The organism is Bartonella sp. MR168JLCBS (genome assembly GCF_042194175.1).
This window is the reverse complement of sequence record NZ_JBHIMP010000005.1, coordinates 45,278-71,199: the sequence shown is the minus strand read 5'-3', so window position 1 is coordinate 71,199 and position 25,922 is coordinate 45,278. Positions and strand designations below refer to the sequence as shown.

21 protein-coding genes and 1 other RNA gene are annotated in these 25,922 nt (G+C 38.7%); 11 read left to right on the top strand and 11 right to left on the bottom strand.

The window, feature by feature from the left end; translation table 11 throughout:
* Positions 1-176 precede the first annotated feature (176 nt).
* The 4 genes from lpxC to ligA all read left to right on the top strand — a co-directional run bounded on the left by lpxC (position 177) and on the right by ligA (position 6,054).
* Entirely contained in the window at positions 177-1,061 is an 885-nt protein-coding gene (gene lpxC / locus ACFIK8_RS04900; protein WP_375636168.1) for a UDP-3-O-acyl-N-acetylglucosamine deacetylase, read from the top strand.
* Positions 1,062-1,219: 158 nt separating this feature from the next.
* Positions 1,220-2,113 (top strand): outer membrane protein assembly factor BamD, encoded by an 894-nt coding sequence (locus ACFIK8_RS04895; RefSeq protein WP_015856633.1) that lies wholly within the window; start codon positions 1,220-1,222, stop codon positions 2,111-2,113.
* A 6-nt stretch (positions 2,114-2,119) separates the two neighbouring features.
* Positions 2,120-3,781, top strand: a complete 1,662-nt coding sequence (gene recN, locus ACFIK8_RS04890; RefSeq protein WP_375636169.1) for a DNA repair protein RecN — start codon at positions 2,120-2,122, stop codon at positions 3,779-3,781.
* Positions 3,782-3,894: 113 nt separating this feature from the next.
* Positions 3,895-6,054 (top strand): NAD-dependent DNA ligase LigA, encoded by a 2,160-nt coding sequence (gene ligA, locus ACFIK8_RS04885; RefSeq protein WP_375636170.1) that lies wholly within the window; start codon positions 3,895-3,897, stop codon positions 6,052-6,054.
* A 605-nt stretch (positions 6,055-6,659) separates the two neighbouring features.
* Here the strand turns inward: ligA and ACFIK8_RS04880 are convergent.
* Genes ACFIK8_RS04880 through ACFIK8_RS04870 form a run of 3 tightly spaced genes read right to left on the bottom strand, consistent with a single transcriptional unit; the run spans position 6,660 to position 9,987 of the window.
* On the bottom strand, positions 6,660-8,486 hold the full coding sequence (locus ACFIK8_RS04880; RefSeq protein WP_375669008.1) for an aminopeptidase P family protein: 1,827 nt from the start codon (positions 8,484-8,486) through the stop codon (positions 6,660-6,662).
* Positions 8,487-8,508: 22 nt separating this feature from the next.
* Positions 8,509-9,378, bottom strand: a complete 870-nt coding sequence (locus tag ACFIK8_RS04875) for a 50S ribosomal protein L11 methyltransferase (RefSeq protein ID WP_375644776.1) — start codon at positions 9,376-9,378, stop codon at positions 8,509-8,511.
* Positions 9,379-9,405: 27 nt separating this feature from the next.
* The gene (locus ACFIK8_RS04870; protein WP_015856628.1) at positions 9,406-9,987 is read right to left on the bottom strand and encodes an SCO family protein; all 582 of its coding nucleotides are present in this window, start codon (positions 9,985-9,987) and stop codon (positions 9,406-9,408) included.
* Positions 9,988-10,123: 136 nt separating this feature from the next.
* Here ACFIK8_RS04870 and ACFIK8_RS04865 point away from each other — a divergent pair, with 136 nt between their 5' ends.
* Complete coding sequence (locus tag ACFIK8_RS04865) at positions 10,124-10,753, top strand: DapH/DapD/GlmU-related protein (RefSeq protein ID WP_375636173.1); 630 nt, start codon at positions 10,124-10,126, stop codon at positions 10,751-10,753.
* A gap of 55 nt (positions 10,754-10,808) precedes the next feature.
* On the opposite strand, the gene ACFIK8_RS04860 is transcribed toward ACFIK8_RS04865, so the two are convergent.
* The 5 genes from ACFIK8_RS04860 to ssrA all read right to left on the bottom strand — a co-directional run bounded on the left by ACFIK8_RS04860 (position 10,809) and on the right by ssrA (position 14,821).
* Positions 10,809-13,148: an ATP-dependent helicase gene (locus tag ACFIK8_RS04860; RefSeq protein WP_375636174.1), complete on the bottom strand. Its 2,340-nt coding sequence runs from the start codon at positions 13,146-13,148 to the stop codon at positions 10,809-10,811.
* A 120-nt stretch (positions 13,149-13,268) separates the two neighbouring features.
* Entirely contained in the window at positions 13,269-13,520 is a 252-nt protein-coding gene (locus tag ACFIK8_RS04855) for a ribbon-helix-helix domain-containing protein (protein ID WP_273788067.1), read from the bottom strand.
* 10 nt (positions 13,521-13,530) lie between these two features.
* Positions 13,531-13,713, bottom strand: coding sequence for a DUF4169 family protein (locus ACFIK8_RS04850; protein ID WP_375636175.1), 183 nt, complete (start codon positions 13,711-13,713; stop codon positions 13,531-13,533).
* A gap of 8 nt (positions 13,714-13,721) precedes the next feature.
* On the bottom strand, positions 13,722-14,267 hold the full coding sequence (locus tag ACFIK8_RS04845) for an SspB family protein (RefSeq protein ID WP_375636176.1): 546 nt from the start codon (positions 14,265-14,267) through the stop codon (positions 13,722-13,724).
* Positions 14,268-14,464: 197 nt separating this feature from the next.
* Positions 14,465-14,821: a transfer-messenger RNA gene (gene ssrA, locus ACFIK8_RS04840) on the bottom strand.
* 97 nt (positions 14,822-14,918) lie between these two features.
* Between ssrA and ACFIK8_RS04835 the strand changes: the two genes are divergently transcribed.
* The gene (locus ACFIK8_RS04835; protein WP_015856622.1) at positions 14,919-15,224 is read left to right on the top strand and encodes a DUF2853 family protein; all 306 of its coding nucleotides are present in this window, start codon (positions 14,919-14,921) and stop codon (positions 15,222-15,224) included.
* Between the two features lie 75 nt (positions 15,225-15,299).
* Here ACFIK8_RS04835 and ACFIK8_RS04830 read toward each other — a convergent pair whose 3' ends face one another.
* From ACFIK8_RS04830 to ACFIK8_RS04820, 3 genes are all read right to left on the bottom strand, one after another.
* Positions 15,300-16,607 carry an MFS family transporter gene (locus tag ACFIK8_RS04830; protein WP_375636177.1) on the bottom strand — a complete coding sequence of 436 codons (1,308 nt, stop codon included), beginning with the start codon at positions 16,605-16,607 and terminating at the stop codon, positions 15,300-15,302.
* A gap of 678 nt (positions 16,608-17,285) precedes the next feature.
* Positions 17,286-18,596, bottom strand: coding sequence for an MFS family transporter (locus ACFIK8_RS04825; RefSeq protein ID WP_375636178.1), 1,311 nt, complete (start codon positions 18,594-18,596; stop codon positions 17,286-17,288).
* A gap of 602 nt (positions 18,597-19,198) precedes the next feature.
* Positions 19,199-20,506, bottom strand: a complete 1,308-nt coding sequence (locus ACFIK8_RS04820) for an MFS family transporter (RefSeq protein ID WP_375636179.1) — start codon at positions 20,504-20,506, stop codon at positions 19,199-19,201.
* A 194-nt stretch (positions 20,507-20,700) separates the two neighbouring features.
* On the opposite strand from ACFIK8_RS04820, the gene ACFIK8_RS04815 reads away from it, so the two are divergent.
* The 5 genes from ACFIK8_RS04815 to ACFIK8_RS04795 all read left to right on the top strand — a co-directional run bounded on the left by ACFIK8_RS04815 (position 20,701) and on the right by ACFIK8_RS04795 (position 25,857).
* The gene (locus tag ACFIK8_RS04815) at positions 20,701-21,495 is read left to right on the top strand and encodes a thymidylate synthase (RefSeq protein WP_015856618.1); all 795 of its coding nucleotides are present in this window, start codon (positions 20,701-20,703) and stop codon (positions 21,493-21,495) included.
* Positions 21,492-22,001, top strand: a complete 510-nt coding sequence (locus tag ACFIK8_RS04810) for a dihydrofolate reductase (RefSeq protein ID WP_375636180.1) — start codon at positions 21,492-21,494, stop codon at positions 21,999-22,001. Before ACFIK8_RS04815 ends, ACFIK8_RS04810 begins: the two co-directional genes overlap by 4 nt.
* A 112-nt stretch (positions 22,002-22,113) precedes the next feature.
* Positions 22,114-23,259 (top strand): FtsH protease activity modulator HflK, encoded by a 1,146-nt coding sequence (gene hflK, locus ACFIK8_RS04805; RefSeq protein WP_375669007.1) that lies wholly within the window; start codon positions 22,114-22,116, stop codon positions 23,257-23,259.
* 2 nt (positions 23,260-23,261) lie between these two features.
* Positions 23,262-24,197, top strand: coding sequence for a protease modulator HflC (hflC, locus tag ACFIK8_RS04800; RefSeq protein WP_375636182.1), 936 nt, complete (start codon positions 23,262-23,264; stop codon positions 24,195-24,197).
* Positions 24,198-24,330: 133 nt separating this feature from the next.
* Positions 24,331-25,857 (top strand): Do family serine endopeptidase, encoded by a 1,527-nt coding sequence (locus ACFIK8_RS04795; RefSeq protein ID WP_375636183.1) that lies wholly within the window; start codon positions 24,331-24,333, stop codon positions 25,855-25,857.
* Positions 25,858-25,922 lie beyond the last annotated feature (65 nt).

The following is a 25,922-nucleotide window of genomic DNA, read 5'->3' as shown; positions in this document are numbered from 1 at the left end:
ACCTCTTTTATGATCAGTCAAAAATTATACAGTAAAATATATTGCTGTTTTTTGGATAAAATACTTTTTTTAAAAAAACCGCTTATACTAAGCGGTTTTTTTATTATTTACTATGAATATTTTTTATGATTTTATAAATTTTGTTAAAAGATGTAAAAGCAATTCAATAAAATAATATGATGAACTTGGTGCCAAAATATCAGTCTACTCTTAAAAAAGCAGTAACATTTAAGGGGATTGGCGTTCACAGTGGCTGTTTGTCAGTGGTGAAGGTTTGTCCAGCGGATGTTGGGTGTGGTATTATTTTTAAGCGTTGTGGATTAGACGGAACAGAGAAAATATTTCAAGCCCATGCATCGCAAACAGGAGCAACTGAATTATCAACGGTACTTGGAGATGGAGATGTAAGGGTTGAAACAATTGAACATTTGATGGCAGCAATTGTTGCTTATAATTTGGATAATCTTGTTATTGAAATGTCACATAATGAGATTCCTATTTTGGATGGTTCAGCGTGGCTATATTGCCAAGCTTTTGAAGATGTTGGCATTGTACAGCAAAATGCGTTACGTTCTTATTTCATTATAAAAAAGCCGTTGCGGGTTGAAGAGGCTCATGGTGTTGCAGAGCTTTTGCCATTCGATGGACGTCGTTTTGATATAACGATCTCTTTTCCTTCTTCTGCTATTGGTAAGCAACATTTCAGTTTTGATCTTACCACACGAGGGTTTAGAGATGATTTGTCACGTGCGCGCACTTTTGGTTTTCTCAAAGACGTGGAAAAATTAAGGCTTTCTGGAAAGGCGAGAGGCGCTTCTTTGGAAAATTCTCTTGTTATCGACCTTAATGATAAAATTTTAAATCCCGATGGTCCTTATTGGGAGAATGAATGTGTTCGGCACAAGATGCTTGATGCGATTGGTGATACTGCTTTGCTTGGGGCGCCTTTTATTGGATTATTTCGTTCTTATTGTAGTGGACATAGAATTAATGCGCAATTGGTGAAGGCTGTTTTGGCAGACGAATCACATTACGAAAAAAGCTTTTTAGAGAAAGAGTAAAAAAATTGACAAGATTTTTTTATCGTTTATTTGATTTTTAAGGGGATGATTGACCTAAACTGCTAAATTGGTTATGTGGATTTTAAAGTGATATGGTATAAGACCTTTGATAACTTGTTTTTGCTACAAGGTGATATTCTGTGGAGGCCGGAAAAACTATGAAAAAATCTCATGTGTGCATTGGAAATATGACATATAGAAAATTTAACATTGTACGCAAGATATTGGGGGTGGTGCTTTTGGGAAGCACCTGTATGTTGGCGGGATGCCTCTTTAAAGAGAAAAATACCCTTGATCCATCTGCTTATGTTTTGAAAATAGAGCCACCAGATGTTTTATATAATCAGGCGCTTGCTAGCCTTGAGAGTGGGAAGCTTGGGGATGCATCGAAGAAGTTTTTGAAGATTGAAAAGCAGTATGCTTATACAGACTGGGGGCGTAAATCTTTGGTCATGGGTGCTTTTACTAATTACCGACTCGGAAAGTATGATGATTCAATTAGTATGGCTCAACGCTATATTACTCTTTATCCAGGGTCGACTGACTCGGCTTATGCGTACTATATTATTGGTCTTTCTTCTTTCCGTCGGATTCCTGATGTTACGCGTGATCAACGTGATACGAAACGTGCTATTGCTGCTATGCAGCTCCTTATAGAGCGTTATCCTAATTCTGAATATGTCAAGGATGCTAAGGATAAAATACGTTTTGGGCGCGAACAGCTGGCTGGCAAAGAAATGCAGATTGGTCGTTATTATGAAGAGGGGCGGCGCTATCTTGCGGCAAGTAGACGGTTTCGTACCGTGGTTGAAGAGTATTCCGATACAAATCAAATTGAAGAAGCGCTTTTCCGCTTGACGGAAGTTAATCTTGCTCTTGGCTTAACGGCGGAAGCGCAGACGGCAGCAGCTATTTTAGGACGTAACTATCCCAAAAGTGAGTGGTATAAATTTTCTTATAATCTCTTGCAGAAGAATAAAATATCGCCACGCGAGCATAAATCTTCTTGGATCTCAAATGCTTTAGGTGGTGATAAGAAGAGGGTACGTTGATTCTCTATGCTGGTACAGCTTTCGATTCATAATATTGTTTTGATCGAAACGCTCGATATTCATTTTACGGCGGGGTTGACGGTTTTAACTGGAGAAACAGGTGCGGGGAAGTCTATTCTCCTTGATGCTTTATCACTTGCTCTAGGGGGGCGGGGTGATGCTTCGCTTGTGCGTCATGGTGCTGAGCGCGGGCAGGTCACAGCTGTTTTTGATGTGTCTGTTTCACATCCTGCACGTCAACTTATTCGTGAGAATGGTCTTGATGATGAGGGTGATATTATTTTACGACGTGTGCAATCAAGTGATGGACGCAGCCGTGTTTTTATCAATGATCAGGTGTCTAGTGTTGCATTGATGCGGAGTGTTGGCCGTTTGCTGGTTGAAATCCATGGACAACATGATGATCGTGCGCTTGTTGATGTTGCTACACATCGCCAATTATTAGATGCCTTTGGTGGTCTTGAGGATGAAGTGGAAAATTTGCGTCAGTGTTATTACACATGGCGTGAATTTGAGGAGCGTTTGCAACGGCAGCGTCTTAAAGTAGAGAGTGCTGTACGTGAGGTTGATTATCTTCGTGCGTGTGTAGAAGAGCTTGAAAAGCTTGATTTTAAAGTTGGTGAAGAGGATACTCTTTCTCTTCGTCGTGCCGATATGCTTAAATTAGAAAAAATAGCGACGGATATTAAAGAAGCGGATGATCTTTTAACGGGTCAAAAATCACCAATCCCAGTGCTTTCCAATTTGGTGAGGCGTTTGGAGCGGAAAATTCCTGAAGCACAAGAGCTTATTGCACCAGTGGTGAAATCTATTGATGAGGCATTGCATGCACTTGCAACAGCGCAAGAAGGTATTGAGACGGCAATACGAGCATTAGATTTTGAACCTGATGAATTGGAACGGATAGAAGAGCGTCTTTTTTCTCTTCGGGGTTTTGCTCGTAAATATCAAGTTTCTGCGGATGAATTGGTTCAGTTACACGATAAGATGGATGCTGAATTAGCTGATTTTGAAGAGGCTCAGACTATATTGACACGTTTTGAAGATGAAGCAAAACAAGCACAAAAAAATTACGATACGTTAGCACAAGCGTTGTCAATAAAACGTCAAGAGATTGCAAAGCACTTGTCTGAAAGCGTGATGACTGAGTTACCGGCATTGAAATTAGAGAGGGCTGAATTTATTGTTGAAATGCAAAGTGATATCGAAAAGCGGAGTGCAGAGGGATGTGATCGTATTGAATATTGGGTGCGAACAAATCCTGGAACACGTGCTGGACCAATGCTTAGTGTGGCTTCTGGCGGTGAATTGTCTCGTTTTTTGTTGGCATTAAAAGTTGTTTTATCTGATCGAGGATCAGCACCGACGCTGATCTTTGATGAAATTGATACAGGCGTTGGGGGTGCTGTTGCAGCTGCTATTGGGCAACGGTTGCAACGCTTATCAGAACATGTTCAGGTTTTCGCTATTACGCATGCTCCACAGGTTGCATCGAAAGCGCATGGTCATTTTCTTATTTCAAAAATTGAGAGTCATGATAAAGGACGCTTTGTTACTGCTATTCATAAAATGGAAGAGCATGAGCGTGCAGAAGAAATTGCTCGTATGTTGGCAGGAGAACAGATTACTGAAGAAGCGCGTGCAGCGGCTCAAAAGCTTCTAGCATGAAGGTAATTAGTCAGCGATAAAAATACTGGAAAGCTTGTATTTATTGAGATTCACTTTATGAGGAGGCGCGGAGATCATCCTTGTGGCAGTGCTCGTAATTTGGAATAGATTTTATGAACAAAGATGCAGATAAAAATCTCACAGCTGTTGAAGCAGAAAGTGAATTAGAGTGGTTGGCAAAAGAGATTGCACGTCATGATGTGCTTTATAATCGTGATGATCAGCCTGAAATTTCCGATGCAGAATATGATGCTTTGCGCCGCCGTAATGCAGAAATTGAAGCTCTTTTTCCAGAGCTTATTCGTGTTGATTCTCCTTCACATAAAATTGGGGCACCAATTTCTGAAAAGTTTGAAAAATCTGTTCATGCACAGCCAATGCTTTCACTGGATAATGCGTTTAGCTCTGAAGATGTTACTGAATTTGTTGAGCGTATTCGTCGTTTTTTACGGCTTCCAGAAACACAGGTGTTGGAAATAACAGCGGAGCCAAAAATTGATGGTTTATCTTTGTCTTTACGCTATGAAAAGGGGCGGCTTGTGGGGGCGGCAACGCGTGGGGATGGAACTGTCGGTGAAAATGTGACGGCAAATGCCCGAACCATTGCTGATATTCCACAAGTTTTGCAAGGTGATTTTCCTGATATAATTGAGGTGCGTGGTGAAGTTTATATGGGGCGGGAGGATTTCCAAGCACTTAATATCAGCCAACAAGAGAAGGGCAAGTTAACCTTTGCCAATCCTCGAAATGCGGCAGCTGGTTCACTCCGTCAGCTTGATTCACGGATAACCGCTAGCAGAAAGCTTCAATTTTTTGCTTATGCTTGTGGTGAGGTGAGTGAAATATTGGCAGAAAGTCAAATGGAGATGATGAAAAAGCTAAAAGAATATGGCTTTGTTATCAATCCATTAACAAAAGCCTTTAAGACGTTAGAAGAAATTATTTCTTATTATCACGATATCGAAGAATGCCGTCATTCTTTAAGCTATGATATTGATGGGATTGTTTATAAGGTTAATGATTTGATGCTCCAAAAGCGCTTGGGGTTTGTTTCTCGTTCGCCGCGTTGGGCAATCGCGCATAAATTTCCAGCAGAAAAAGCGATAGCGCTTTTGAAAGATATTGACATTCAAGTTGGTCGCACGGGAGCTTTGACACCTGTTGCACGTCTTACACCTATTACTGTTGGTGGAGTCGTGGTGACCAATGCTAGTTTGCATAATGAGGATTATATTAAGGGAATTGGTCATAAAGGAGAGCCTATTCGTGAAGGACGTGACATCCGTGTAGGCGATAGCGTGATTGTACAACGTGCTGGTGATGTGATCCCTCAAGTTATTGATGTTATTATTGAAAAACGCCCGAAAGATGCTTCTGTCTTTATTTTTCCTCATTTGTGTCCAGCTTGTGGGAGTCATGCTGTTCGTGAAGTGGGAGAAGCCGTGCGTCGCTGTACAGGGGGGCTTATTTGTCCTGCACAGGCGATTGAGCGTATTCGTCATTTTGTTGCGCGTAATGCTTTTGATATTGAGGGCTTGGGTAAAAAACAGGTAGAGTTTTTTTTCTATGCTCAAGATGAAGCGCTTTGTATTCATACACCAGCCGATATTTTTACTTTAGAACGTCGCCAAGAAAAATCTTTGATACGTTTAGAAAATATAGAAGGTTTTGGTACTGTTTCAGTTCGCAAATTGTATGATGCCATTAATGCACGTCGCGAAATTCCTTTAAGCCGTTTTTTGTTTGCATTGGGGATTCGTCATGTTGGAGAGGTGAATGCACGCCGCCTTGCGCGTACTTATAAAAATTATACAGCTTTTGAAACTGCGGCTATGGGAGCACTTATGCCATGTGATAAGGCAAATGAAAAAGGCAATGAAGCTTGGATGGAGCTTACCAATATCGAAGGAATTGGACCACAGGTAGGGAGCGCAATTGTTGATTTTTATCAAGAAGCGCATAATCGTGAGGTTTTGTCTGTTTTACTTGAAGAAGTAACTCCTCTTGATGAAGAGCCTATCACGACAGCTTCTTCCCCAATAGCGGAGAAGACAATTGTTTTTACAGGAACTTTGGCGCATATGTCACGCGATGAAGCAAAAGCATTGGCAGAGCGATTAGGGGCCAAAACATCTGGTTCACTTTCTAAAAAAACAGATCTTCTTGTTGCAGGACCTGGAGCGGGCTCCAAATTGGCTAAAGCTGAAGAATTAGGTGTTGAGGTTATCGATGAAGAGACTTGGCTACAGTTGATTGAGGAACATGATGTTTAGAGGGCGTTTTCTAGAAGATGCGTATGCTGTTTGTATGGTTATCTCTCTTACATTTTGGGGGGCTGGAATCAAAAAGGGGATAATAGGGGTTGTTTTTTTTTGCAAAAATAGAGCGCCATATATTTTGATATTTATTAAGTGATTAAAAAACGTTGAATTTAAATATTAAACTTAAACTCTTATGATTAAGAATATACAAGGTTATTATTAGTAAAAGATATACGGTATCACTGTGAATCAAGGTAAAAATTGTAACTAAATATGCAGAATTTTTGAATTTAAACAGTGTAATGAGCTGGTTATAATAGGCGTTTTAGAAATGAGACGCGGAGGATTACAAAATATAATGAAAATTTCTATACAGCAGAATAAGGCTATAACTCATGTGAAGATGGTAGAGGATAGTTGATAAGCATTATCTGTTATAAGTATATCCCGTTCTGTTTCAGTTTGGGAAGAGCTTTTATCCTATCGGTAAAAAAACTTGAAGTATTTTATAGAAGCATTTTTTGTGATTGCTGATGGTAAATATGCATTTCCCTCTTTAAAAGAGAAGGGTGTGGTGTTTTTATAAGAAGCGTTAGAAGATATTTGTGTTGCCTCATTTAAAGGGGTAGTGTTGCCTCTTTTGCCCATTTTTTATCTTCTTCATTTAAGTAAGGTGCATTCATCTGATAAACGCGCGCATGGTAATCATTGAGCCATTGCCGTTCTTCTTGTGTCAAAAGCTCTGGGAGAATGAGTTTTCGATCAATAGGGCAAAGTGTAAGCGTCTCAAACGAAAGCATTTCTATATCCCCGCCATCAATTTTTTGTGCTGGCTTTACAATTATCAAATTTTCAAGACGGATACCAAAAGCACCTTCGCGATAATATCCTGGTTCGTTTGAAAGAATCATACCGGAGATGAGTTCTTGGCATCCTTTGCGGGAAATATTTTGTGGTCCTTCATGAACAGAAAGATAAGACCCGACACCATGACCGGTGCCATGAGCATAATCAAAACCAGCCTTCCACAATGCAATGCGCGCTAGAATATCAATGTCTTGTCCGCGGGTTCCTTTTGGAAAGTAAGCAGTTGAAAGAGCAATCATACCTTTGAGGACAAGCGTGAAACAGCGTTTTTCTTCTTCTCCAATATTCCCAATTGCTACTGTACGTGTGATATCTGTCGTTCCATCACGATATTGTCCGCCTGAATCAACAAGATAAAGTTCACCCGCATTGAGTTGTTTATTTGTTTGTGTTGTTACACGATAATGAATAATGGCGCCATTTTCTCCTGCTGCTGAAATTGTATCAAAAGAAAGATCTTTAAGTTCTTCTCCCATTTCTTTTGCTGTATTTATGCGAAATTCTTCTAATTTTTGCGCAGCAGAAATTTCACTTATTGACCCTGGTATTTGTTTATCTAACCAGGAAAAAAAACGGGTTAGGGCAACACCATCGCGTAGATGCGCTTTGCGTGCGCCATTGAGTTCTGTGTCATTTTTAATGGCACGTGGTAGAGCGGCAGGATCGGTAAGTGTGATGAAAGAGCTATTTTTTTCTTCAATAACAGTTCGTAATTTTTCGCATGTTAGCTGTGGATCTAAGGCAAACACTGTCCCTTTTTGAACATACTCTTTGATCTTTGGAATAAGCTGTTCTGGTTCATATAATTTTGCATAACGTTCCAGATATTGTTTCTGTTCTACACCAAGTTTTTTGCTGTTAATGAATAAGGCTGGTGTTTCTTGGATGGGAATGAAAGCAAAACAAAGGGAAAAAGGTGCGTTGGAAACATCGTTGCCACGTATATTGAATGTCCATGCAATGGAGGAAGGGTCTGTAAAAATAAAAGCATTTGCATGAGTTTTCTGTATATCTTTGTAAATCAAAGCGAGTTTTTCATCCGTATTGCACCCAGCATATTTGAGAGGGTGAATTGATAGGGCAGCTTGTGGCAATGATGGCTGATCATGCCAAAGCAGATCAATGGGATTGGAGTGAATTGCTACAAGTTTTCCACCTGCTTTCATTTCTAATGCGTTTCTCAATGCATCGGTGGCAGTGATGGTGTGGAGCCATGGATCAAAGCCAATAGAAAGTTTTTGAGCATTTTTTTCAAGCCATTGTGAGGGAGGGCAAGTTATGAGATCTTCATAATCAAAAATATTAGGATCAGTTTGTTGGCGAACTTGGAGCTTATATCGTCCGTCTGTAAATATGATGGCTTTGTTTTTTAAAATCAGTGCAATCCCAGCTGATCCAGTAAAGCCGGTTAGCCAGCTAAGGCGTTGAGCATGGGGAGGGACATACTCTCCTTGATGTTCATCGCACCGCGGAACAAGAAAACCATCGAGACCAAGGCGGTCAAACTCTTTACGCAGAGAGGCAATGCGTTCTAGAGCATGGGCTGGATTTGTTGTCGCCTCAAAAGATTGATACATAATGACGTCCTTTTCTTTTACTTTATTTCAGATGTATCGTAACCCATCCTTGACGGTGGTATGTTTCAATGTGTTTCAGCCCTTGTTTTACATAAGCCTTTAAAACATCTGCATGTTGTTCTTCAAGAACTCCAGAGAGTATCAGTGATCCACCTTTTTGGAGTGCCTTTACCATTTCTTGTGCAAGTGCGATAAGAGGATTGGCAAGGATATTGGCAACAATAAGATCAAAGGGAGCACGTGAAGCAATTTCATCATGGGCAAAATCTGTTGCTGTGACAGCTGTGATATATTTTTTTACGCCATTGAGCTGGATATTGTGTTGTGTAACTTGAATAGCGATTGGATCAATATCAGATGCAAGTATAGCAATAGGTTTGAGCATTGCGATGCCGATGGCGAGTACCCCACTGCCGGTACCAAGATCAAGTGCATTTTGGGGATTTTCATGTTCCATCACTTTGGCAATCATTTCTAAACAACCAGCTGTTGTTCCATGATGTCCGGTGCCAAAAGCTTGATTTGCTTCAATTTCAATAGGAAGAACATTGGCTGGAATGGCGTTTCGGTTGTGACTTCCATGAAGAAAAAAAGGACCGGCTTGCACAGGTTTTAGTCCTTCTAGGCTTTTTTGTACCCAATCAATGTTGGGTAAAATTTCACTGTTAATTTTATTAGGATCTATAGAAAGGATTTGGGCAAAACGTTTCGAAATATGCTCGTAGTTTTCTTGGTCTACATAGAGTGAAAGTTCATATACAGCATTTTGTTCATCTATCTCTGTAAGAGCAAGAGGATAACCTTCTTCGTCAAAGGCTGTGTCTATAAGGGTATAGAACCGTTCTGCTTCATTTTTAGAAGCAGTATAATAGAGGCGAATTTGTTGCGACATGCTGTTCTTTCTTTTGATCGGCTTTTTTTAGTTTAAGATGAGTTTTTTTAACCGTTCAATGGCGATTTCATCTTTTAATTCGCTATCGCTTTCTTTCGTGTCATAACGGATAACGCCAGCTAATTTTCCACCTTTTTTGAGTAAAAAAATTGCTGCTGTATGGTTATATGTATAGTTTCCATCTGTTCCAGGGACTTTTTCAGCAACGATGTTAAAGGAATTGACCATTTTATGAACTTTATCAGGATCTCCACTGATACCCATGATTTTATTGTTAAAATTACTGAGATATTCATGGAGCACTTCTGGTGTATCACGTTCAGGGTCAACAGTAACAAACCATATGCCTAATTTATCGGCATTGGGTCCAAGGGCTGTAAGCCATCGATCAAGATTCATCAATGTCGTAGGGCAGATTTCAGGACACATAGTGAAACCGAAAAAAACTATTGAAGGCTTGCTTCGAATATCAGCCTCAGTGATATTTTTTCCATTAGAATCAGTGAGTGTAAAATTATCACCTAAAGGCTTATTTGTCAGCGCATCATAAATAAAAATACCTGCAAGAAATATGATTGTCAGCCCCAAGATGCGTATTACATTTTTCATAGTTTGACTCTCTTAGATAGATCAAGAAATTGTAACATCGGCAGGTTTGTTTTGCAATCTCTGTTTCATGGTTGATTTTATTGGCTTGATTGGTATGTCTTTCCATATCTATTGATGAAACATTGGTGAGGGATGCATGAATATTGAGAACGATCTTCGATTTCATGAAAGTGAGCCTCGTATCCATACGACAGCACGGCTGCATGGTTGTAAATTAGGGCGCTATGTGGAAATTAATGAGCGGGTGATTTTACGGGATGTAACCGTTGGAGATTTTTCTTATTTAGAACGTAATAGTGAGGCTATTTATAGCGATATTGGGCGTTTTTGTTCTATTGCATCTCATGTACGGATGAATGCGTTGGAGCATCCTATGGAGCGCGTTTCAACGCATAAAATAACCTATCGTCCAAACGAATATTTTCGTTATATGGCTCTTGATCGTTCTTTTCGCGAAAGGCGTTGTGCAAAACGTGTTATTATTGGGCATGATGTGTGGATTGGATATGGCGCGGTTATTATGCCTGGGGTGACAGTTGGACATGGAGCAATTATTGGTGCTAACGCTGTTATAACGAAAGATGTTATGCCTTATGCGGTTGTCGCTGGTGTTCCTGCTAAACGGTTGCGGATGCGTTTTCCCAATCATGTCATAGAATGCCTTTTGGAGATGGCTTGGTGGGATTGGTCGCTTGATAAAATTTACGATGCATTGCCTGATATGCAAAATTTACCCATTGAAGTTTTTGTTCGCAAATGGAAATGATAATCAGAATAAACAAAATGGTCTCTTGCAAAAACTGATCGTGGTTTGCTTTTAGTTAAGCTTTGTTGACAAAATTATCCAGTACACGCTTTTCTCCGGCTTTTTCAAACATTATTGTCAATTTATGATCGTCTATTGCTGTAATATGACCATAACCAAATTTTATGTGGAAAATCCGATCATTGATGGAAAAATCTGATGATGCATGAGAGATTGATTGAGCGATAATTTTCCCTTCAATCGTCTTGTTTTTTTGTGCATGCTTTTGTCTTGCTGTTGCATAGCCAGTATAACAGGAATCGTGATTTTGAAAGGAAGATTTTCCATAACCACCATAAGATGTTTCCATTGCTATGGCTTCTATATGTTCTGCTGGTAATTCATCTAGAAAGCGGGAGGGAAGAGTAGATTGCCAAAGTCCATGAATTCTACGATTAGATACAAACCATATATGCAGGTGTTTTTTTGCTCTTGTGAGTCCAACATAAGCAAGACGCCGTTCTTCTTCTAATCCTGAACGTCCACCTTCATCTAATGAGCGCTGATGGGGAAAAAGTCCTTCTTCCCAGCCAGGAAGAAAAACTGTTTCAAATTCAAGTCCTTTGGCTGAATGAAGTGTCATGATGTTGACTGCATCGGTATTTTCATTGTTTTCAGCATCCATAACGAGTGCAACATGTTCCAAAAAACTTTGAAGATTTTCAAATTGTTCCATGGAACGGATCATTTCTTTAAGATTTTCTAGTCGTGTAGGAGCCTCTGGTGAGCGATCTTCTAACCACATGGTTGTATAACCAGAATCATCAAGGATAATCTCGGCAAGTTCTTTATGAGGAGTATCTTGAAGCATATTTTGCCAGCGGCGGAAGTTTTCAATAAGGCTTCGTAACGCACTGCGTGCCTTAGGCTTTAACTCATCTGTTTCAATGATGTCAGCGGCTGCAGAAAAGAGAGGAACAGCACGTGCTCGCGCACTCTCATAAAGAATGCGCAGGGTTGCATCGCCTATGCCGCGTTTCGGTGTATTAATAACACGCTCAAAAGCTAAATCATCAGCAGGTTGGACAACAACGCGTAAATAAGCCATAGCATCACGTATTTCCATTCGTTCATAAAAACGAGGACCACCAATGACGCGGTAGTTAAGACCAAGCGTTACAAAGCGATCTTCAAATTCACGCATTTGGAATGATGCACGCACCAATATAGCCATATGATTTAATGCATGACCTGTTTGGTGTGCTTGTTCAATTTCTTCTCCGATGGCACGGGCCTCTTCTTGCGAATCCCATGCTGAATGAATTTTTACTTTTTCTTCCTCACTCTTTATTTGTGCAGAAAAAAGGACTTTGCCCAGTCTTTCTTCATTATGAGCAATGAGATGGGAGGCGGTTTTAAGAATATGGGATGTTGAGCGATAATTACGTTCTAGACGAATAATTTTGGCAGAAGGAAAATCTTTTTCAAAACGTAATATATTCTCGACTTTTGCACCACGCCATCCATAAATGGATTGATCATCATCGCCAACACAACAAAGATTAATATGTTGACCTTGGGGATGTTGTGCCAAAAGGCGAAGCCAAAGATATTGTGCTGTATTTGTATCTTGGTATTCATCGACAAGAATATAGCGAAATTGAGAATGGTATTCGCGAAGAATATCTGGATTATGTTGGAAGATAGAGATAGAATGAAGCAGAAGATCACCAAAATCACAAGCATTAAGATCTTTTAATCGATTTTGATAACTGTGATAAAGTTTGCGTCCCATGCCGTTGCCAAAGGAATGAGCATCACTTTTTGAGATATGTTCTGGTGAAAGTCCTTGATTTTTCCAAGAATCAATCATCATGGCAAGGTTTCGTGCGGGCCAACGCTTATCGTCTAGTCCCTCAGCTTGAATAAGCTGTTTTAAAAGTCGAAGAACATCATCGCTATCGAGAATTGTAAAGTTTCTTTTTAAACCAACAAGCTCTGCGTGACGGCGTAAAATTTTAGCACCAGTGGAGTGAAAAGTTCCAAGCCAAGGCATACCTTCAACAACTCCTCCAATAAGTTCACCAATACGTATTTTCATTTCACGTGCTGCTTTGTTGGTGAAAGTAACAGCAAGTATTTGCTGAGGAGAGGCAAGCCCAGAGCGTAAAATATGAGAAATACGGGTTGTTAAAACGCGCGTTTTTCCTGTACCAGCACCTGCAAGAACTAAAAGAGGTCCCTCAGTATTCATAACAGCTTGTTGCTGTTCTGGATTGAGTTGTTTTAAATAGTCTGTGTTATATGATTTTTGTTCTTTTAGAGTATGGGAGGAAAAACCAGAGCTCTTTTTATCATGGTCTGGAGGGGAATCTTCTTCAAAGAAAGGTATGTTGTGATCAGAAAAATTACTCATTATATCTCTTTTGTAGTCTTTTTTTCATTGAAGTTCTAGATTAAAAAAACTTCTCTAAAAAAAGTCACAACAGCTTCAGTTGAATAAACAAAAAGAGAACGTAAAAAATAAGCATAAACATTAAAGGCGTTGGGTGAGAACGCTTTGAAGGGCATAAACGCGTAAAGAAGCCGAAAGATTGACTTGTTGTGGTCTTTTGCTATCAATATCAGTGATAATAAAGGCTAAAGATTGTCCTTTTTTGCGGGCTATATCTTTTAGAATATCTAAAAATGGCGGTTCTAAAGAGACGCTTGTTGCGTGCCCATCAACGCGAACAGATATTTTTCGTGGAATGACTTTTGACCAATCGATAGAATTATTTTCGTGCATTTTTCCACCTTTATTCGTCGTTTCGTAAACGATTTTGATCAAGAAATTTTTGCGTTTTTAAAGATTTTTGTTGCTCAAAAAATTTTTCAGTTTTTGTTCGTCCAAAACGATAACGATTTTGCTCAGCACGAAGAGATTTTTCTATACGTTTTTTTTGTTTTCGAAATCGGCGAAGATTAATCAATTCAGTCATGAGAAAATTTATTTTTTCCGAAAAGAATCTAAAGAGACAACATCAGCACTTTGTTTTGTATCGCTATTTGAAGATTCTTTATTTGTACTGAAATTTTGTTCTTTTGTAAGCGTATTTTCTTTTTTTTGTGTGTTTGATAAGGTAATGGGCGTAGTTGAGGTATTTTCTGAATTTTCACTTTCTCCAGAGGTAAGATTTGAGGGCAGATCAAATGCTGCTTCAAATGCTGCTACAGGATCATAAAAGACCTGAATAGAAGTAAAAGGAATCACGAGCTTTTCGGTTATTTCCCTGAAGGAGAGGGTTACTTCGAAAGCTGTTTCTGAAACACTGAGATCTCTAAACTGATGTTGTAAGACGATTGTCATTTGCTCAGGATAGCGATTTTTTAGCCGAGGAGAAATTTTAACACCTGGGGTATTCGTCAAAAAAGTTATAAAAAAATGATGATTTCCCGGAAGACCTGCTTTGCTAACTTCCGATAAAACTTTACGGATAACTCCACGAAGCGCATCCTGAACGAGAATATCGTAACGGATTTGATCTTTAACCATCGAAGTTTATTCCTTTTATTTCACGTAGCAGAATGGAGCGTATTGATAATGGGGCGTATTGATATTGTGTGATAGAATATATTTTAAAATTAGCAGTATTTTGTCTACGATGCACCTCAATAAATCGAATAAAAACGAAACTCTATGGTAAATAATGTCTGATAATGTCTGAAAGATCAATCAATAACATTTAAAAAAATGAAGGCTTCTGTTGCCAGGTGCCTCCGAACCCCGCTTAAACCTGCGACGGTTTAAGACTTAAATTGAAACATTCGCACTGCATTAAGCAGCGAGACGTGCTTCCGCATAGTTGTCATTTGCAACTACTCATTTAGTCCGATAACGGTGGTACTATGCCGAGTAAAAGAGCAATCTTTACGCCCTTGTCGATCCTATTTCGCCCCCACCAAAATATAACTTTGGTCTCTTATATTTTGGTGGAGGCGCCGGGTACCGCCCCCGGGTCCAATGAGTTTATTTCATTGTCCATTTATTACCATAGCTGGTAAACCAGCTCCTTAAATATAGATGAAGAACAGTCTTAGGAAAAGGGGGGGTTGTTAATATTTTTAATCCTCTAATTATTTATGGAGCTATATGATGCGGCTGTAAAGTATAGGCCGCTCATTTTTGGAGAGGAGATGATGCAAAATGACCAATAATCTAGCAGATATTAAACTATATGATTCAAACCCCGATGAAGCAGCAGTAGAACGGCTTAGCCGTCGTTTAGCTTTGGTGATGAAAAAGCAGGATGCAGCGCTTGTTGCTACATCGGATCCAAAAGAGTTAGAACGCGTTGAAAAATGGGTTCAAGATGTATTAGGCGCGGATGAGCAGAGGGCTAAAATGGCTGTGTCAAAAGTTGCAGAAATGATGTCTGGAGATCGCAGAAAAAGTCGTATGACTTTCTATTATTTGGTAGCCAAACAATTAAACGCACTTGATAAAATTTAAACAATTTTAAAATTCAATTTTGCTCAATAAAAAAAGCCCAAAATTCTTTGGGCTTTTTTGTTTAGCATCGAAGGTTTAATCGGTTTCGTTTTCTTGAAGATATCCTCCTTTGCTCATATCCGGTATAAAGAGGGTGGCAATGAATGCAATGAGCATTACGCCGATTACGTAAAAATAAAACAGTGATTCATGTCCTATATTTTTTAATCCAAGTGCTACGTATTCGGCAGAACCACCAAATAATGCATTGCCAATAGCATGAGAGAGACCAACTCCCAGTGCTCGTACTGAAGAGGGAAACATTGCTGATTTTACGACACCAGAGATGGATGTATACATGCTCATAATACAGAGTATTCCAATAATGGCTGATAGCGCAATCCATGGATTATGTGCGTGACCGATTATAAGAAGTCCAGGAATTGTAAAGAGAGTAGAGAGTGCACTCCAAAGGATAAGTAAAGTTCTTGTCCCAATTTTATCAGCTAGGATACCAAATATGGGTTGGAGTAATATGAAAATAAAGAGTGCCGCGGTCATTACAGTTGTAGCGGTATGTTTATCAAAACCGGTAGTTGTGATCAGATATTTCTGCATATAAGTCGTACAAGTGTAAAATGTGAGAGATCCTCCAGAGGCGAAGAGAACAATCACAAAAAATGCTTTTGTGTGTTTGCTTAGAAGCTCTTTAAGACTCCCAGTGTGTTTTTGAGAGCGGCTTTCTTTGGTGGTTGTTTCATGAAGTGAACGACGTAGATAAAGTACGACGAATGCTCCCAATCCACCAATAGCAAATGGAATACGCCAGCCCCATGTTCTTAATTGGTCTTCCGTTAGATAAAGTGCCAGAATAAATATAATAAAACTGGCTAAAAGTTGACCAGTAATAAGCGTACCAGATTGGAAAGAAGCGAAGAGACCGCGGTGTTTTTTAAGGGAAACTTCGCTTATATAAGTTGCAGCTGTACCATATTCACCACCTGCTGAAAGTCCCTGCATCATACGGATTAGGAGAAGAAGAATTGCTGCAGTTCTCCCTAAAGTTTCATAAGTGGGAAGTATGGCAATGAGAAAAGAGCCCCCACACATCATAAGAATAGATATGAGCATCGAGTTTTTTCGTCCATAACGATCAGCAATAAAGCCAAAAAGCCAACTTCCAATTGGGCGCATAAGAAAACCAATAAAGAAGATTCCTGCAGTTTTAAAAAATTGGGTAACAACATCGCCATCTGAAGGGAAAAATTGTGGTGCAAAGTAAATAGAAGCAAATGAGTAAACGTAAAAATCATACCACTCTACTAGATTCCCTGATGCGCTAGATATGATAGCGAAGATACGTTTTCTTGTATCATGTTGTACTAAAGTTGTTTCATTTTTCATGAAGTGCTCCCCTTTTAAATTTATAGTTGATATTTTCTAACCATAATTGTTTATGATTTCCAGAAAAATTCAATTGTATAAATGATTATTTTTATGAAAAATATTTAAAATAAAATACTTTTGCAATTTTAAATTATTTATTATATAGTATAAATAGTTTTATTAATTAATATAAATAATAAAAATCGTTTTAATAAATTTATAATTAAATATAATATTATTCTTTATAAGAATTAAGTAAGTTTTTATTATATTTAAATACCTTTAAGTTCATGAAAATTTGTTAAATGTAAATTACATCAATAGATTTATACATTTTTTGTAATTTAAATATTTTGTAAAATGCTGTTTTATTCTTTTATTAAATAATTTTATTCATAGCATTAACTCTGTTTCTGAGTTGCAAGAGGTATCGTTATGAGGACGAGATATAAAAGGGTAGAAATGAAAAAATCTTATGGTATTTGGGTTTCTCAATTGAGATACAAAATGATAAACAACCATTACAAATCAATACGTTATGGAAGTAATATCTGTATGTCATAGAAAATATTCGATGACTTTCCATTATTGAGAGTAAGATAATGAAATGGGTTTCATAAATAAAAATTAAGTTTTTGTGTAAATAATGATAAAAAAAAAGCCCATTTTCTTGGGCTTTTTTTCCGAAAAATAAGTTTAATGAAGTTTATCGTCTTTATCGAGATATCCTCCTTTATCTATATCGGGCATAAGGAGAATAGAGATGAGTGCAATGACCATCATACCAACTATGTAAAAAAAGAAAACAGATTCGTATCCCATATTTTTTAATCCAAGCGCTACATATTCAGCAGAACCGCCAAATAGTGCATTCCCAATGGCAAAAGCAAATCCAACACCAATTGCGCGGATTGAGGCTGGGAACAATTCTGCTTTTATGATACCAGCAATGGACGTATAAAAACTCATAACACAGAGTATTCCAATGATGATTAAGAGTGCTGCCCATGCATTATGGGCATTCCCAATCATTTTAAGTACAGGAATGGTGCAGATAATGGATAAGGTACTCCAACTAATGAGTGAAGCTCTTGCTCCAATTTTATCGGCTATGAAACCTAAAAGGGGTTGGAGTAGCACAAAAATAAAGAGGGCGGCAGTCATTATCGTTGTTGCGGTTTGTTTATCAAAACCTGTGGTTGTGATCAGATATTTTTGCATATAAGTGGTGTATGTATAAAATGTGAGTGATCCACCAGCTGTAAAGCCAACAACCAAAAAGAAAGCTTTTTTATGATTGCGAAAAAGTTCTCTAAGACTACCAGCATGTTGTTCAGAGCGGCTTTTGTGGGTTGTTGTTTCATGGAGCAAACTACGCAGATAAATTGCAACAATTGCTCCAAAGCCACCAATGACAAAAGGAATACGCCATCCCCACGCTTTTAACTGATCTTCAGTAAGGTAAAGGGATAAAATAAATATTATAAAACTTGCGAGAAGTTGACCTGTGATCGTTGTTGCATATTGAAAAGAAGCAAAGAGACCACGACGATTTTTTGGTGCAACTTCGCTCATATAAGTTGCTGCTGTACCATATTCACCGCCAACGGAAAGTCCTTGAAACATGCGGACTAAAAGGAGGAGAAATGCTGCTGTTATTCCCAAGGTTTTATAAGTGGGAAGTATGGCAATGAGAAAAGAGCCCCCACACATCATAAAAACAGAAATAAGCATCGAGTTTTTTCGTCCATAACGATCCGCAATGAATCCAAAGAGCCATGCTCCAATTGGACGCATAAGAAAGCCAATAAAAAAGATTCCTGCAGTTTTTAACAGTTGTGTAACGATATCTTCATCTTCAGGAAAAAATTGTGATGCAAAATAAACCGATGCAAAGGAGTAAGCATAAAAGTCGTACCATTCTACTAGATTCCCTGATGCACTGGATATGATAGCGAAGATACGTTTCCTTGTATCATGTGGATCTAAAGTTGTTTGATTATTCATGAAGTATTCCCCTTTTAGATCGATAACTTTTCTTCTCTTTAAGGTTGTTTACAGTTTAAGCCATAAAAATTCAATTATATTGCGATGTTTCTTAAAAAAAAGGGGGGGGGAAACAGCTTATTTTTATGATGTTTGCAGTTTTTTTTGTCATAGAACAAAACGGTGCTCATATTTATAGGAAGGTATGTTTTGATTTTTATTGTATCTTTAACGGTATCATTGATTATTCAGATCAGAAAGGGGTGTTGAGAGAGGATTGATTGGTGATAATAGATGCGGTTTAATTTCCATTATTAGACAAATAAGGAAACGATGTTTTGCTTATTTTTGATAAAGAAAAGAGGATCTTAATTAAAACAGATCTGATGTTTTTAAAGCTAAGTATACTGGATTTATTAGGATCATGAAAAATATACGGTCATGACATGGGATAATTTATTCATCATGGTTCATATCAAAGAAGAGGACATTGCTCCTTTATGATACGAGAGATGTTTATGCTATGAAAGGCGTGTCTATAATAAGTTGTAAATATTGATTTTACAGTATTATCATAATCAAGAAGCCCGAAAAATCGGGATTCTTGATTTAGTTTAGAAAATTTAATGGATACTATCACCTTGAAGATAACCCTCTTTCCGGGCATCGGGCATTAAGAGAACAGAAATGAATGCAATAATCATCATGCCGGTTATATAAAAATAGAAGACAGATTCATATCCAAGATCTTTTAATCCAAGCGCGACATATTCAGCAGAACCGCCAAACAGTGCGTTGGCAATAGCATAAGAGAGCCCAACTCCTATTGCTCGTACTGAAGCGGGAAACATTTCTGATTTTACAATGCCAGAGATGGACGTGTAAAAGCTCATAATGCAGAGCATTCCAATAATGACTGATAAAGCAATCCATGTATTATCAGTACTACCAATCACATTAAGTCCAGGAATGGTAAAGATAATGGATAAGACACTCCAAATAAGGAGTGAAGTTCTTGTTCCAATTTTATCAGCCATAAAACCAAATGCAGGTTGAAGTAACATGAAAACAAAGAGTGCAGCAGTCATCACAGTTGTGGCTGTATGTTTATCAAAGCCGGTGGTTGTAATCAGATATTTCTGCATGTAAGTCGTATAGGTGTAGAATGTGAGCGATCCTCCAGCGGTAAAGCCGATAACTAGAAAAAAAGCTTTTCGGTGGTTGCTTAGAAGTCCTCTAATACTACCAGCTTGTGCACTAGAACGACTTTCTTTGGTCGTTGTCTCATGGAGCGTGCGGCGTAGATAAATCGCAACAATTGCTCCTAGTCCACCAATGGCAAATGGAATACGCCAACCCCATGCTTTTAGCTGATCTTCAGTGAGATAAAGCGCTAAAATGAATATAACAAGACTGGCTAGAAGCTGACCACCAATCAGTGTGGTGTATTGGAAAGAGCTAAAAAATCCTCGGCGATTTTTGAGGGCGATTTCGCTCATATAAGTTGCTGTTGTACCATATTCACCACCGACAGAAAGCCCCTGAAGCATTCTGAGTAAAAGTAAAAGAATTCCTGCTGCTACTCCAATGGTTTCATAGGTAGGAAGTAGGGCGATTAAGAACGAACCACCACACATCATAAAAACAGAGATAAGCATTGAGCGTTTGCGTCCGTAACGATCGGCAATGAAGCCAAAAAGCCATCCGCCGATTGGGCGCATAAGAAAACCAATAGCAAAGACACCAGCAGCCATTAAAAGTTGCGTAACGACATTGCCTTCTGAGGGAAAAAATTGTGATGCAAAGTAAATGGATGTAAAGGAATAAACATAAAAGTCATACCATTCTACTAGATTACCTGATGCACTGGACACGATAGCCCAGATACGTTTTCTTGTATCATGTGGTGCTAAAGTTGGTTCATTCTCCATAAATTTATCCCTTTTATGATCATACCTAACTTGTTTCTTTTAAAATTTATTTACGATTTGATTCATCAAAATGCAATCGTATAATAATGATTTCCTATAAAAGATGTTTGGGAGGAGGATTTTTTTGAATTGTATTTTTATAAATTTTGAAGTTTCTATTTCCTGTAACGTTAAGAATCAACCATAATATTTATATGAAAATCTATCTTGATCTTTTATCGCATGTTTTAAATAACGGCATTGATCGTACAGATCGAACCGGTGTGGGGACACGATCAATTTTTGGGTATCAAATGCGGTTTGATTTGCAGGCTGGCTTTCCTCTGTTAACAACGAAGAAATTGCATTTGCGCTCGATCATTTATGAGCTTTTGTGGTTTTTGAGAGGTGATACAAATATTGCATGGTTGAAGGAACATGGTGTGTCAATTTGGGATGAGTGGGCTGATGAGAAAGGGAACCTTGGTCCTATTTATGGTTATCAGTGGCGCTCTTGGCCTGCTCCCGATGGACGGCATATTGATCAAATCAGTCATCTTTTGACGATGATTAAAGAAACGCCTGATTCTCGTCGCTTAATTGTATCTGCTTGGAACCCCGCACTGATAGAGGAGATGGCTTTGCCTCCTTGTCATTGTTTTTTTCAATTTTATGTTGCTGATGGGAAGCTATCCTGTCAGCTTTATCAGCGTTCAGCAGATATTTTCTTAGGTGTTCCGTTTAATATTGCTTCGTATGCGTTGTTGACGATGATGATTGCCCAAGTAAGTGGACTTAAAGCAGGAGACTTTATTCATACTCTGGGTGACGCTCATCTTTATTCTAACCATTTTGAACAGGCAAGATACCAGTTGTCTCGTATACCAAATGCTTTGCCGTTGATGCTTATAAATTCAGCGGTAACAGATCTTTTTTCTTTTAAATTTGAGGATTTTGAATTGCTTAATTATGAAGCGCAGCCACATATTAAGGCACCGGTAGCAGTATGACTTTTCCAGTTTGTTTAATTGCAGCTGTTGCAGAAAATGGTGTTATAGGTCGTGAAGGTGCGATGCCTTGGCATTTATCCACGGATTTGCAACGCTTTAAAGCTTTGACTTTTGGTAACCCCATTATTATGGGGCGAAAAACATGGGATTCTCTTGGGCGTCCTTTACTAGGGCGTACAAATATTGTTATTACCCGTAATTGTGTATTCACGGCTGAAGGCGCTGTTATTGCTCATTCTTTGTCGCAAGCCTGTTCGATTGCAAAAAGTGTGGCTTCTCAAAATGGTGCAGATGCAGTTTTTATTATTGGGGGTGGTGAAATTTTTCAACAAGGGTTGCATATGGCTGATAAAATATTCCTTACAGAAGTTTTAGCTTCTATAGAAGGTGATAGTTTTTTTCCTGTTTTTGATAAAGAAAAATGGACTATTGTAGAAACACAAGATATTCCAAAAGGAGAAAAAGATAGTCATCCGACACGTTTTGTGGTTTATGAGCGAAAATAATCATAAGTGAAAAGAACCTGTCAGTTGTATTGTAATGAGATAAGATAATCCCTATAAGATCCAATTGAATGGTTGGTATTTGAATGAATGGTAGTCAGTTAAAGAGGTGATAATGCCCTGGACAAATCAAAATGGTGGTGGCCCGTGGAGTGGCGATAAAAACAAGAACAGTGGTGACAAAAAAACATCGACTAAGAATCTTTTTGGTTCTGGTGGCAATAATGGGGGCGGAAATGGTCCCAATTTTGATGATATTTTGCGTAAAGGGAAGGATCAGTTTAAACAATTTAGTAGAGGGGGAATTGTTGTTTTGTTCCTTCTGCTTGCTGTGTGTTTTTTGCTCTATCAATCACTTTATATCGTCCAACAAAATGAGCAAGCAGTGGAATTGCGTTTTGGTGTGCCTAAGGCGGGAATTATCGGGGATGGATTGCATTTTCACTTTTGGCCAATTGAGACCTATATGAAAGTGCCTTTAACTGAAAAAACAATTGCAATTGGTGGACAGACTGGACAGAGACAACAAAGTGAAGGTTTGATGCTGTCTAGTGATCAAAATATTGTTAATGTCAATTTTTCTGTTTACTATCGCATTTCACATCCAGGACAATTTTTATTCAATGTGAATGATCAAGAAGGGACAGTTCGTCAGGTTGCTGAAAGTGCAATGCGCGAGGTTATTGGTTCCAGACCTGTTGATGATGTTTTACGCGATAAAAAAGAGGAAGTTGCTAACGATGTGCGAAAGATTACCCAGTTGACTGTCGATAAATATCAACTCGGTGTCGAAATAAGCCGTGTATCGATTAGTGAAGCTGCTCCTCCGACAAAGGTTGCTGCTGCGTTTAATTCTGTTCAGCAGGCAGAGCAGGAACGTGGACGAATGATTGAAGAAGGAAATCGTGTGCGTTTTACGAAGATTGGTTTAGCAAATGGTGAAGCTTCACGTACACGGGAAATCGCAAAAGGTGAAAAAGCACAAATGGTTGAAGAGGCACGCGGGCGTGCTGAACGTTTTCAGGCTATAGCCCGTGAGGCGGCAATATCACCAGAGGCTGCGCGTTATCGTCTTTATATGGAAACGATGGGGCGTATTTTCTCTTCACCAAATAAATTGGTTCTTGATCAAATTAATTCTCCAGCGGTGCCTTATCTTCCTTTGAACGAATTGCTGGGTAACAATTTACCAGAAAAAGCAAAAGCGAAATCAGCACGTTCGACATCGCTCTTGGATGCTCATATTTCTGGAGGACGCTAATAATGCAGCAGTCTCGTTTTTTGTTTATTTTTAGTACCATAATGTTTCTTTTGATCATTTTGTGGATGTCACTTTTTATTGTCTATCCTCGTCAACAAGTGGCAATTAAGCGTTTTGGTCAAATCGTTAAGGTCGAGTCTAATCCTGGAATTTATTCGAAAATGCCCTTTGTGGATAAGATGATTGTGGTGGATAATCGCTTGTTGCGTTATGATGTTCCTACGCAATCGGTACAAGTTCGTGGGGGTGCTTATTACGAAGTGGATGCGTTCTTTATTTATCGTATTACGGATCCTAAATTGTTTTTACAGCGTATTGCTTCAGGGCGTCCGCAAATTGCGGCACGTGAAAATCTTGCACCACGGTTTATTGACGCTTTGCGTGCTGTTTATGGTAAGCGAGAATTTAAAGCTGCCTTATCGGATGAACGAGGCGCAATGATGGCTGAGGTGCAACGGCAATTTTCTATAGATGCAGGTTCGCTGGGTATTACGATTGTTGATGTGCGTATTCGAAAAACCGATTTAACGGATGCTGTTTCAGAAGATGTTTATCGACAAATGGCTGCTGAACGGGAGGCTGTTGCGGAAAATATCCGGGCTCGTGGTCAACAAGAACGAGATCGTATTGTGGCAGAAGCAAATCGTGAATATGAGGAAATTGTGGCAGCCGCAAAGCGTGATGCTGAAATTACTCGCGGTGAAGGACAAGCCGAAAGTATTCGCATTTTATTAAATGCGCGGGAAGCTAATCCATCTTTTTACGATTTTTGGTTAGCGATGGAACAGTATAAGAATTTAGAAAGAGTTTCGATGGTCATTTCACCAAATGAGGATTTCTTTTTTTATTTTCAAAATCCCCTGCAAGTAAAGAAAAAGCTTTCATCAACAATGAGTCCTAGTTTGAGCAAAACTGATTCAAAGTCTGGTGGAGAATAGATGTATACTATTTCATATGAGAAGTATGCTCTATAGCTGCTTTTTTATGATGCATGTAAGAGAGTGTTAAGCCATACTGATTTTGCATAATAAGTTGAGTAAGGCTCTTTGCAGCTTTGGTTAAAGGCATGTCATGGATAGAAGTATCGTGAGTAGAAATACGTTTTTGAAGTCTTTTATCACAAGAGTTGTTTTGTGTGTGATTTTGTTTTTATCAGGATCAGTGAATTTGTCTTGGGGCGCAGAGACAAACAAGACATTGCTTTCTGTTCCTGATTTAGCTTCTGAGCTTTTGGAGACGGTTGTGAATATTTCTACGGCACAGACTGTTGAAGGAACCGAACAGGATGAAAATACTTCGGTACCCGTTATTCCCAAAGATTCATTGCTGGAGGAATATTTTAATGATTTTTTTACACCCAAAGATGGTCAAAAAAATAGTCAATTTCAAAAGGTGCGTTCTTTGGGGTCTGGTTTTGTGATTGATGCGCAAAAAGGGATTATTGTTACAAATTATCATGTTATTGTTGATGCTGATGATATTGAAGTTAATTTTACAGATGGTACAAAACTCAAGGCGAAGCTTCTTGGCAAGGATAGCAAAACTGATTTGGCACTACTTCAAGTGGATGCGGGACGTAAAAAATTAAAAGCTGTGCGTTTTGGTGACTCAGAAAAAGCACGTATTGGTGACTGGGTTATGGCTATTGGTAATCCTTATGGTTTTGGTGGAAGTGTAACGGTTGGTATTATTTCTGCACGTAACCGTGATCTTAATGCTGGTCCCTATGATAATTTTATTCAAACAGATGCAGCAATTAATCGGGGCAATTCTGGTGGTCCGTTATTTGATAGAAATGGTGAAGTCATTGGCATTAATACAGCAATTGTTTCACCTTCTGGAGGATCTATCGGTATTGGGTTTGCTATTCCATCAGATATGGCCCTTTCTGTTATTAGTCAATTGCGTGATTTTGGAGAAATAAGGCGTGGTTGGTTAGCTATTCGTATTCAGCCGGTGACTGAGGATATTGCAAAAAGTTTAAAATTGGACAATGCGGTAGGAGCATTGGTGGCTGGTAAAATAGAACAGACGGAAGAAAATAATGTAGATAATAGCCAGTTACAAACTGGAGATGTTATTCTTTTCTTTGGCAATGCAAAAATTAAGCATGCACGTGATTTGCCGCGTTTAGTGGCGGAAAGTCCGGAAGGAAAAGTGGTAGATGTTACCGTTTTACGGGATGGACAAGAAAAAACAGTAAAAGTTAAGCTTGGACGTTTGATTGAAACAGATGCAAATGAAGATATAGAAGAAGAAGTTGATGATAAAAAAGATAATGATCTGTCGAAAAGCGTGACAATGCAATTTATGGGAATGACGCTATCTGAATTGACAGAGGATTTGCGTCATCGTTATTCAATTTCAGATAAACTTCGAGGACTAGTGGTAACATCTGTTGCACAAAATAGCGCAGCGGATAAAAAGCGTATTCGCGTTGGTGAAGTCATTATTGATATCAATCAGAGTGCTATCACAACAATCGATGAAGCTAAAAAACGGATTCATAAATTACGTGAAGCCGGACGCAAAAATGCTCTATTCATCGTAGCGCGTCCAGATGGAGAGTTACGGTTCGTAACGCTTCTAATGGATTGATACCCCAATAGATTGAGGCTTAAAAATTAATTTTTTGTTTTTTATCAGCCTTGGTATATGGGCTA

Excerpts from the sequence above, each read along its gene's own strand:
- ACFIK8_RS04875 (WP_375644776.1), bottom strand. The coding sequence starts at position 9,378 with ATGTCGCAACAAATTCGCCTCTATTATACTGCTTCTAAAAATGAAGCA.
- ACFIK8_RS04830 (WP_375636177.1), bottom strand. The coding sequence starts at position 16,607 with ATGAAAAATGAAACAACTTTAGTACAACATGATACAAGAAAACGTATC.
- ACFIK8_RS04845 (WP_375636176.1), bottom strand. The coding sequence starts at position 14,267 with ATGGTTAAAGATCAAATCCGTTACGATATTCTCGTTCAGGATGCGCTT.
- ligA (WP_375636170.1), top strand. The coding sequence starts at position 3,895 with ATGAACAAAGATGCAGATAAAAATCTCACAGCTGTTGAAGCAGAAAGT.
- ACFIK8_RS04860 (WP_375636174.1), bottom strand. The coding sequence starts at position 13,148 with ATGAGTAATTTTTCTGATCACAACATACCTTTCTTTGAAGAAGATTCC.
- ACFIK8_RS04835 (WP_015856622.1), top strand. The coding sequence starts at position 14,919 with ATGACCAATAATCTAGCAGATATTAAACTATATGATTCAAACCCCGAT.
- hflC (WP_375636182.1), top strand. The coding sequence starts at position 23,262 with ATGCAGCAGTCTCGTTTTTTGTTTATTTTTAGTACCATAATGTTTCTT.
- recN (WP_375636169.1), top strand. The coding sequence starts at position 2,120 with ATGCTGGTACAGCTTTCGATTCATAATATTGTTTTGATCGAAACGCTC.
- ACFIK8_RS04895 (WP_015856633.1), top strand. The coding sequence starts at position 1,220 with ATGAAAAAATCTCATGTGTGCATTGGAAATATGACATATAGAAAATTT.
- ACFIK8_RS04870 (WP_015856628.1), bottom strand. The coding sequence starts at position 9,987 with ATGAAAAATGTAATACGCATCTTGGGGCTGACAATCATATTTCTTGCA.
- hflK (WP_375669007.1), top strand. The coding sequence starts at position 22,114 with ATGCCCTGGACAAATCAAAATGGTGGTGGCCCGTGGAGTGGCGATAAA.
- ACFIK8_RS04825 (WP_375636178.1), bottom strand. The coding sequence starts at position 18,596 with ATGAATAATCAAACAACTTTAGATCCACATGATACAAGGAAACGTATC.
- ACFIK8_RS04810 (WP_375636180.1), top strand. The coding sequence starts at position 21,492 with ATGACTTTTCCAGTTTGTTTAATTGCAGCTGTTGCAGAAAATGGTGTT.
- ACFIK8_RS04795 (WP_375636183.1), top strand. The coding sequence starts at position 24,331 with ATGGATAGAAGTATCGTGAGTAGAAATACGTTTTTGAAGTCTTTTATC.
- ACFIK8_RS04865 (WP_375636173.1), top strand. The coding sequence starts at position 10,124 with ATGAATATTGAGAACGATCTTCGATTTCATGAAAGTGAGCCTCGTATC.
- ACFIK8_RS04850 (WP_375636175.1), bottom strand. The coding sequence starts at position 13,713 with ATGACTGAATTGATTAATCTTCGCCGATTTCGAAAACAAAAAAAACGT.
- ACFIK8_RS04815 (WP_015856618.1), top strand. The coding sequence starts at position 20,701 with ATGAAAATCTATCTTGATCTTTTATCGCATGTTTTAAATAACGGCATT.
- ACFIK8_RS04855 (WP_273788067.1), bottom strand. The coding sequence starts at position 13,520 with ATGCACGAAAATAATTCTATCGATTGGTCAAAAGTCATTCCACGAAAA.
- ACFIK8_RS04820 (WP_375636179.1), bottom strand. The coding sequence starts at position 20,506 with ATGGAGAATGAACCAACTTTAGCACCACATGATACAAGAAAACGTATC.
- lpxC (WP_375636168.1), top strand. The coding sequence starts at position 177 with ATGATGAACTTGGTGCCAAAATATCAGTCTACTCTTAAAAAAGCAGTA.
- ACFIK8_RS04880 (WP_375669008.1), bottom strand. The coding sequence starts at position 8,486 with ATGTATCAATCTTTTGAGGCGACAACAAATCCAGCCCATGCTCTAGAA.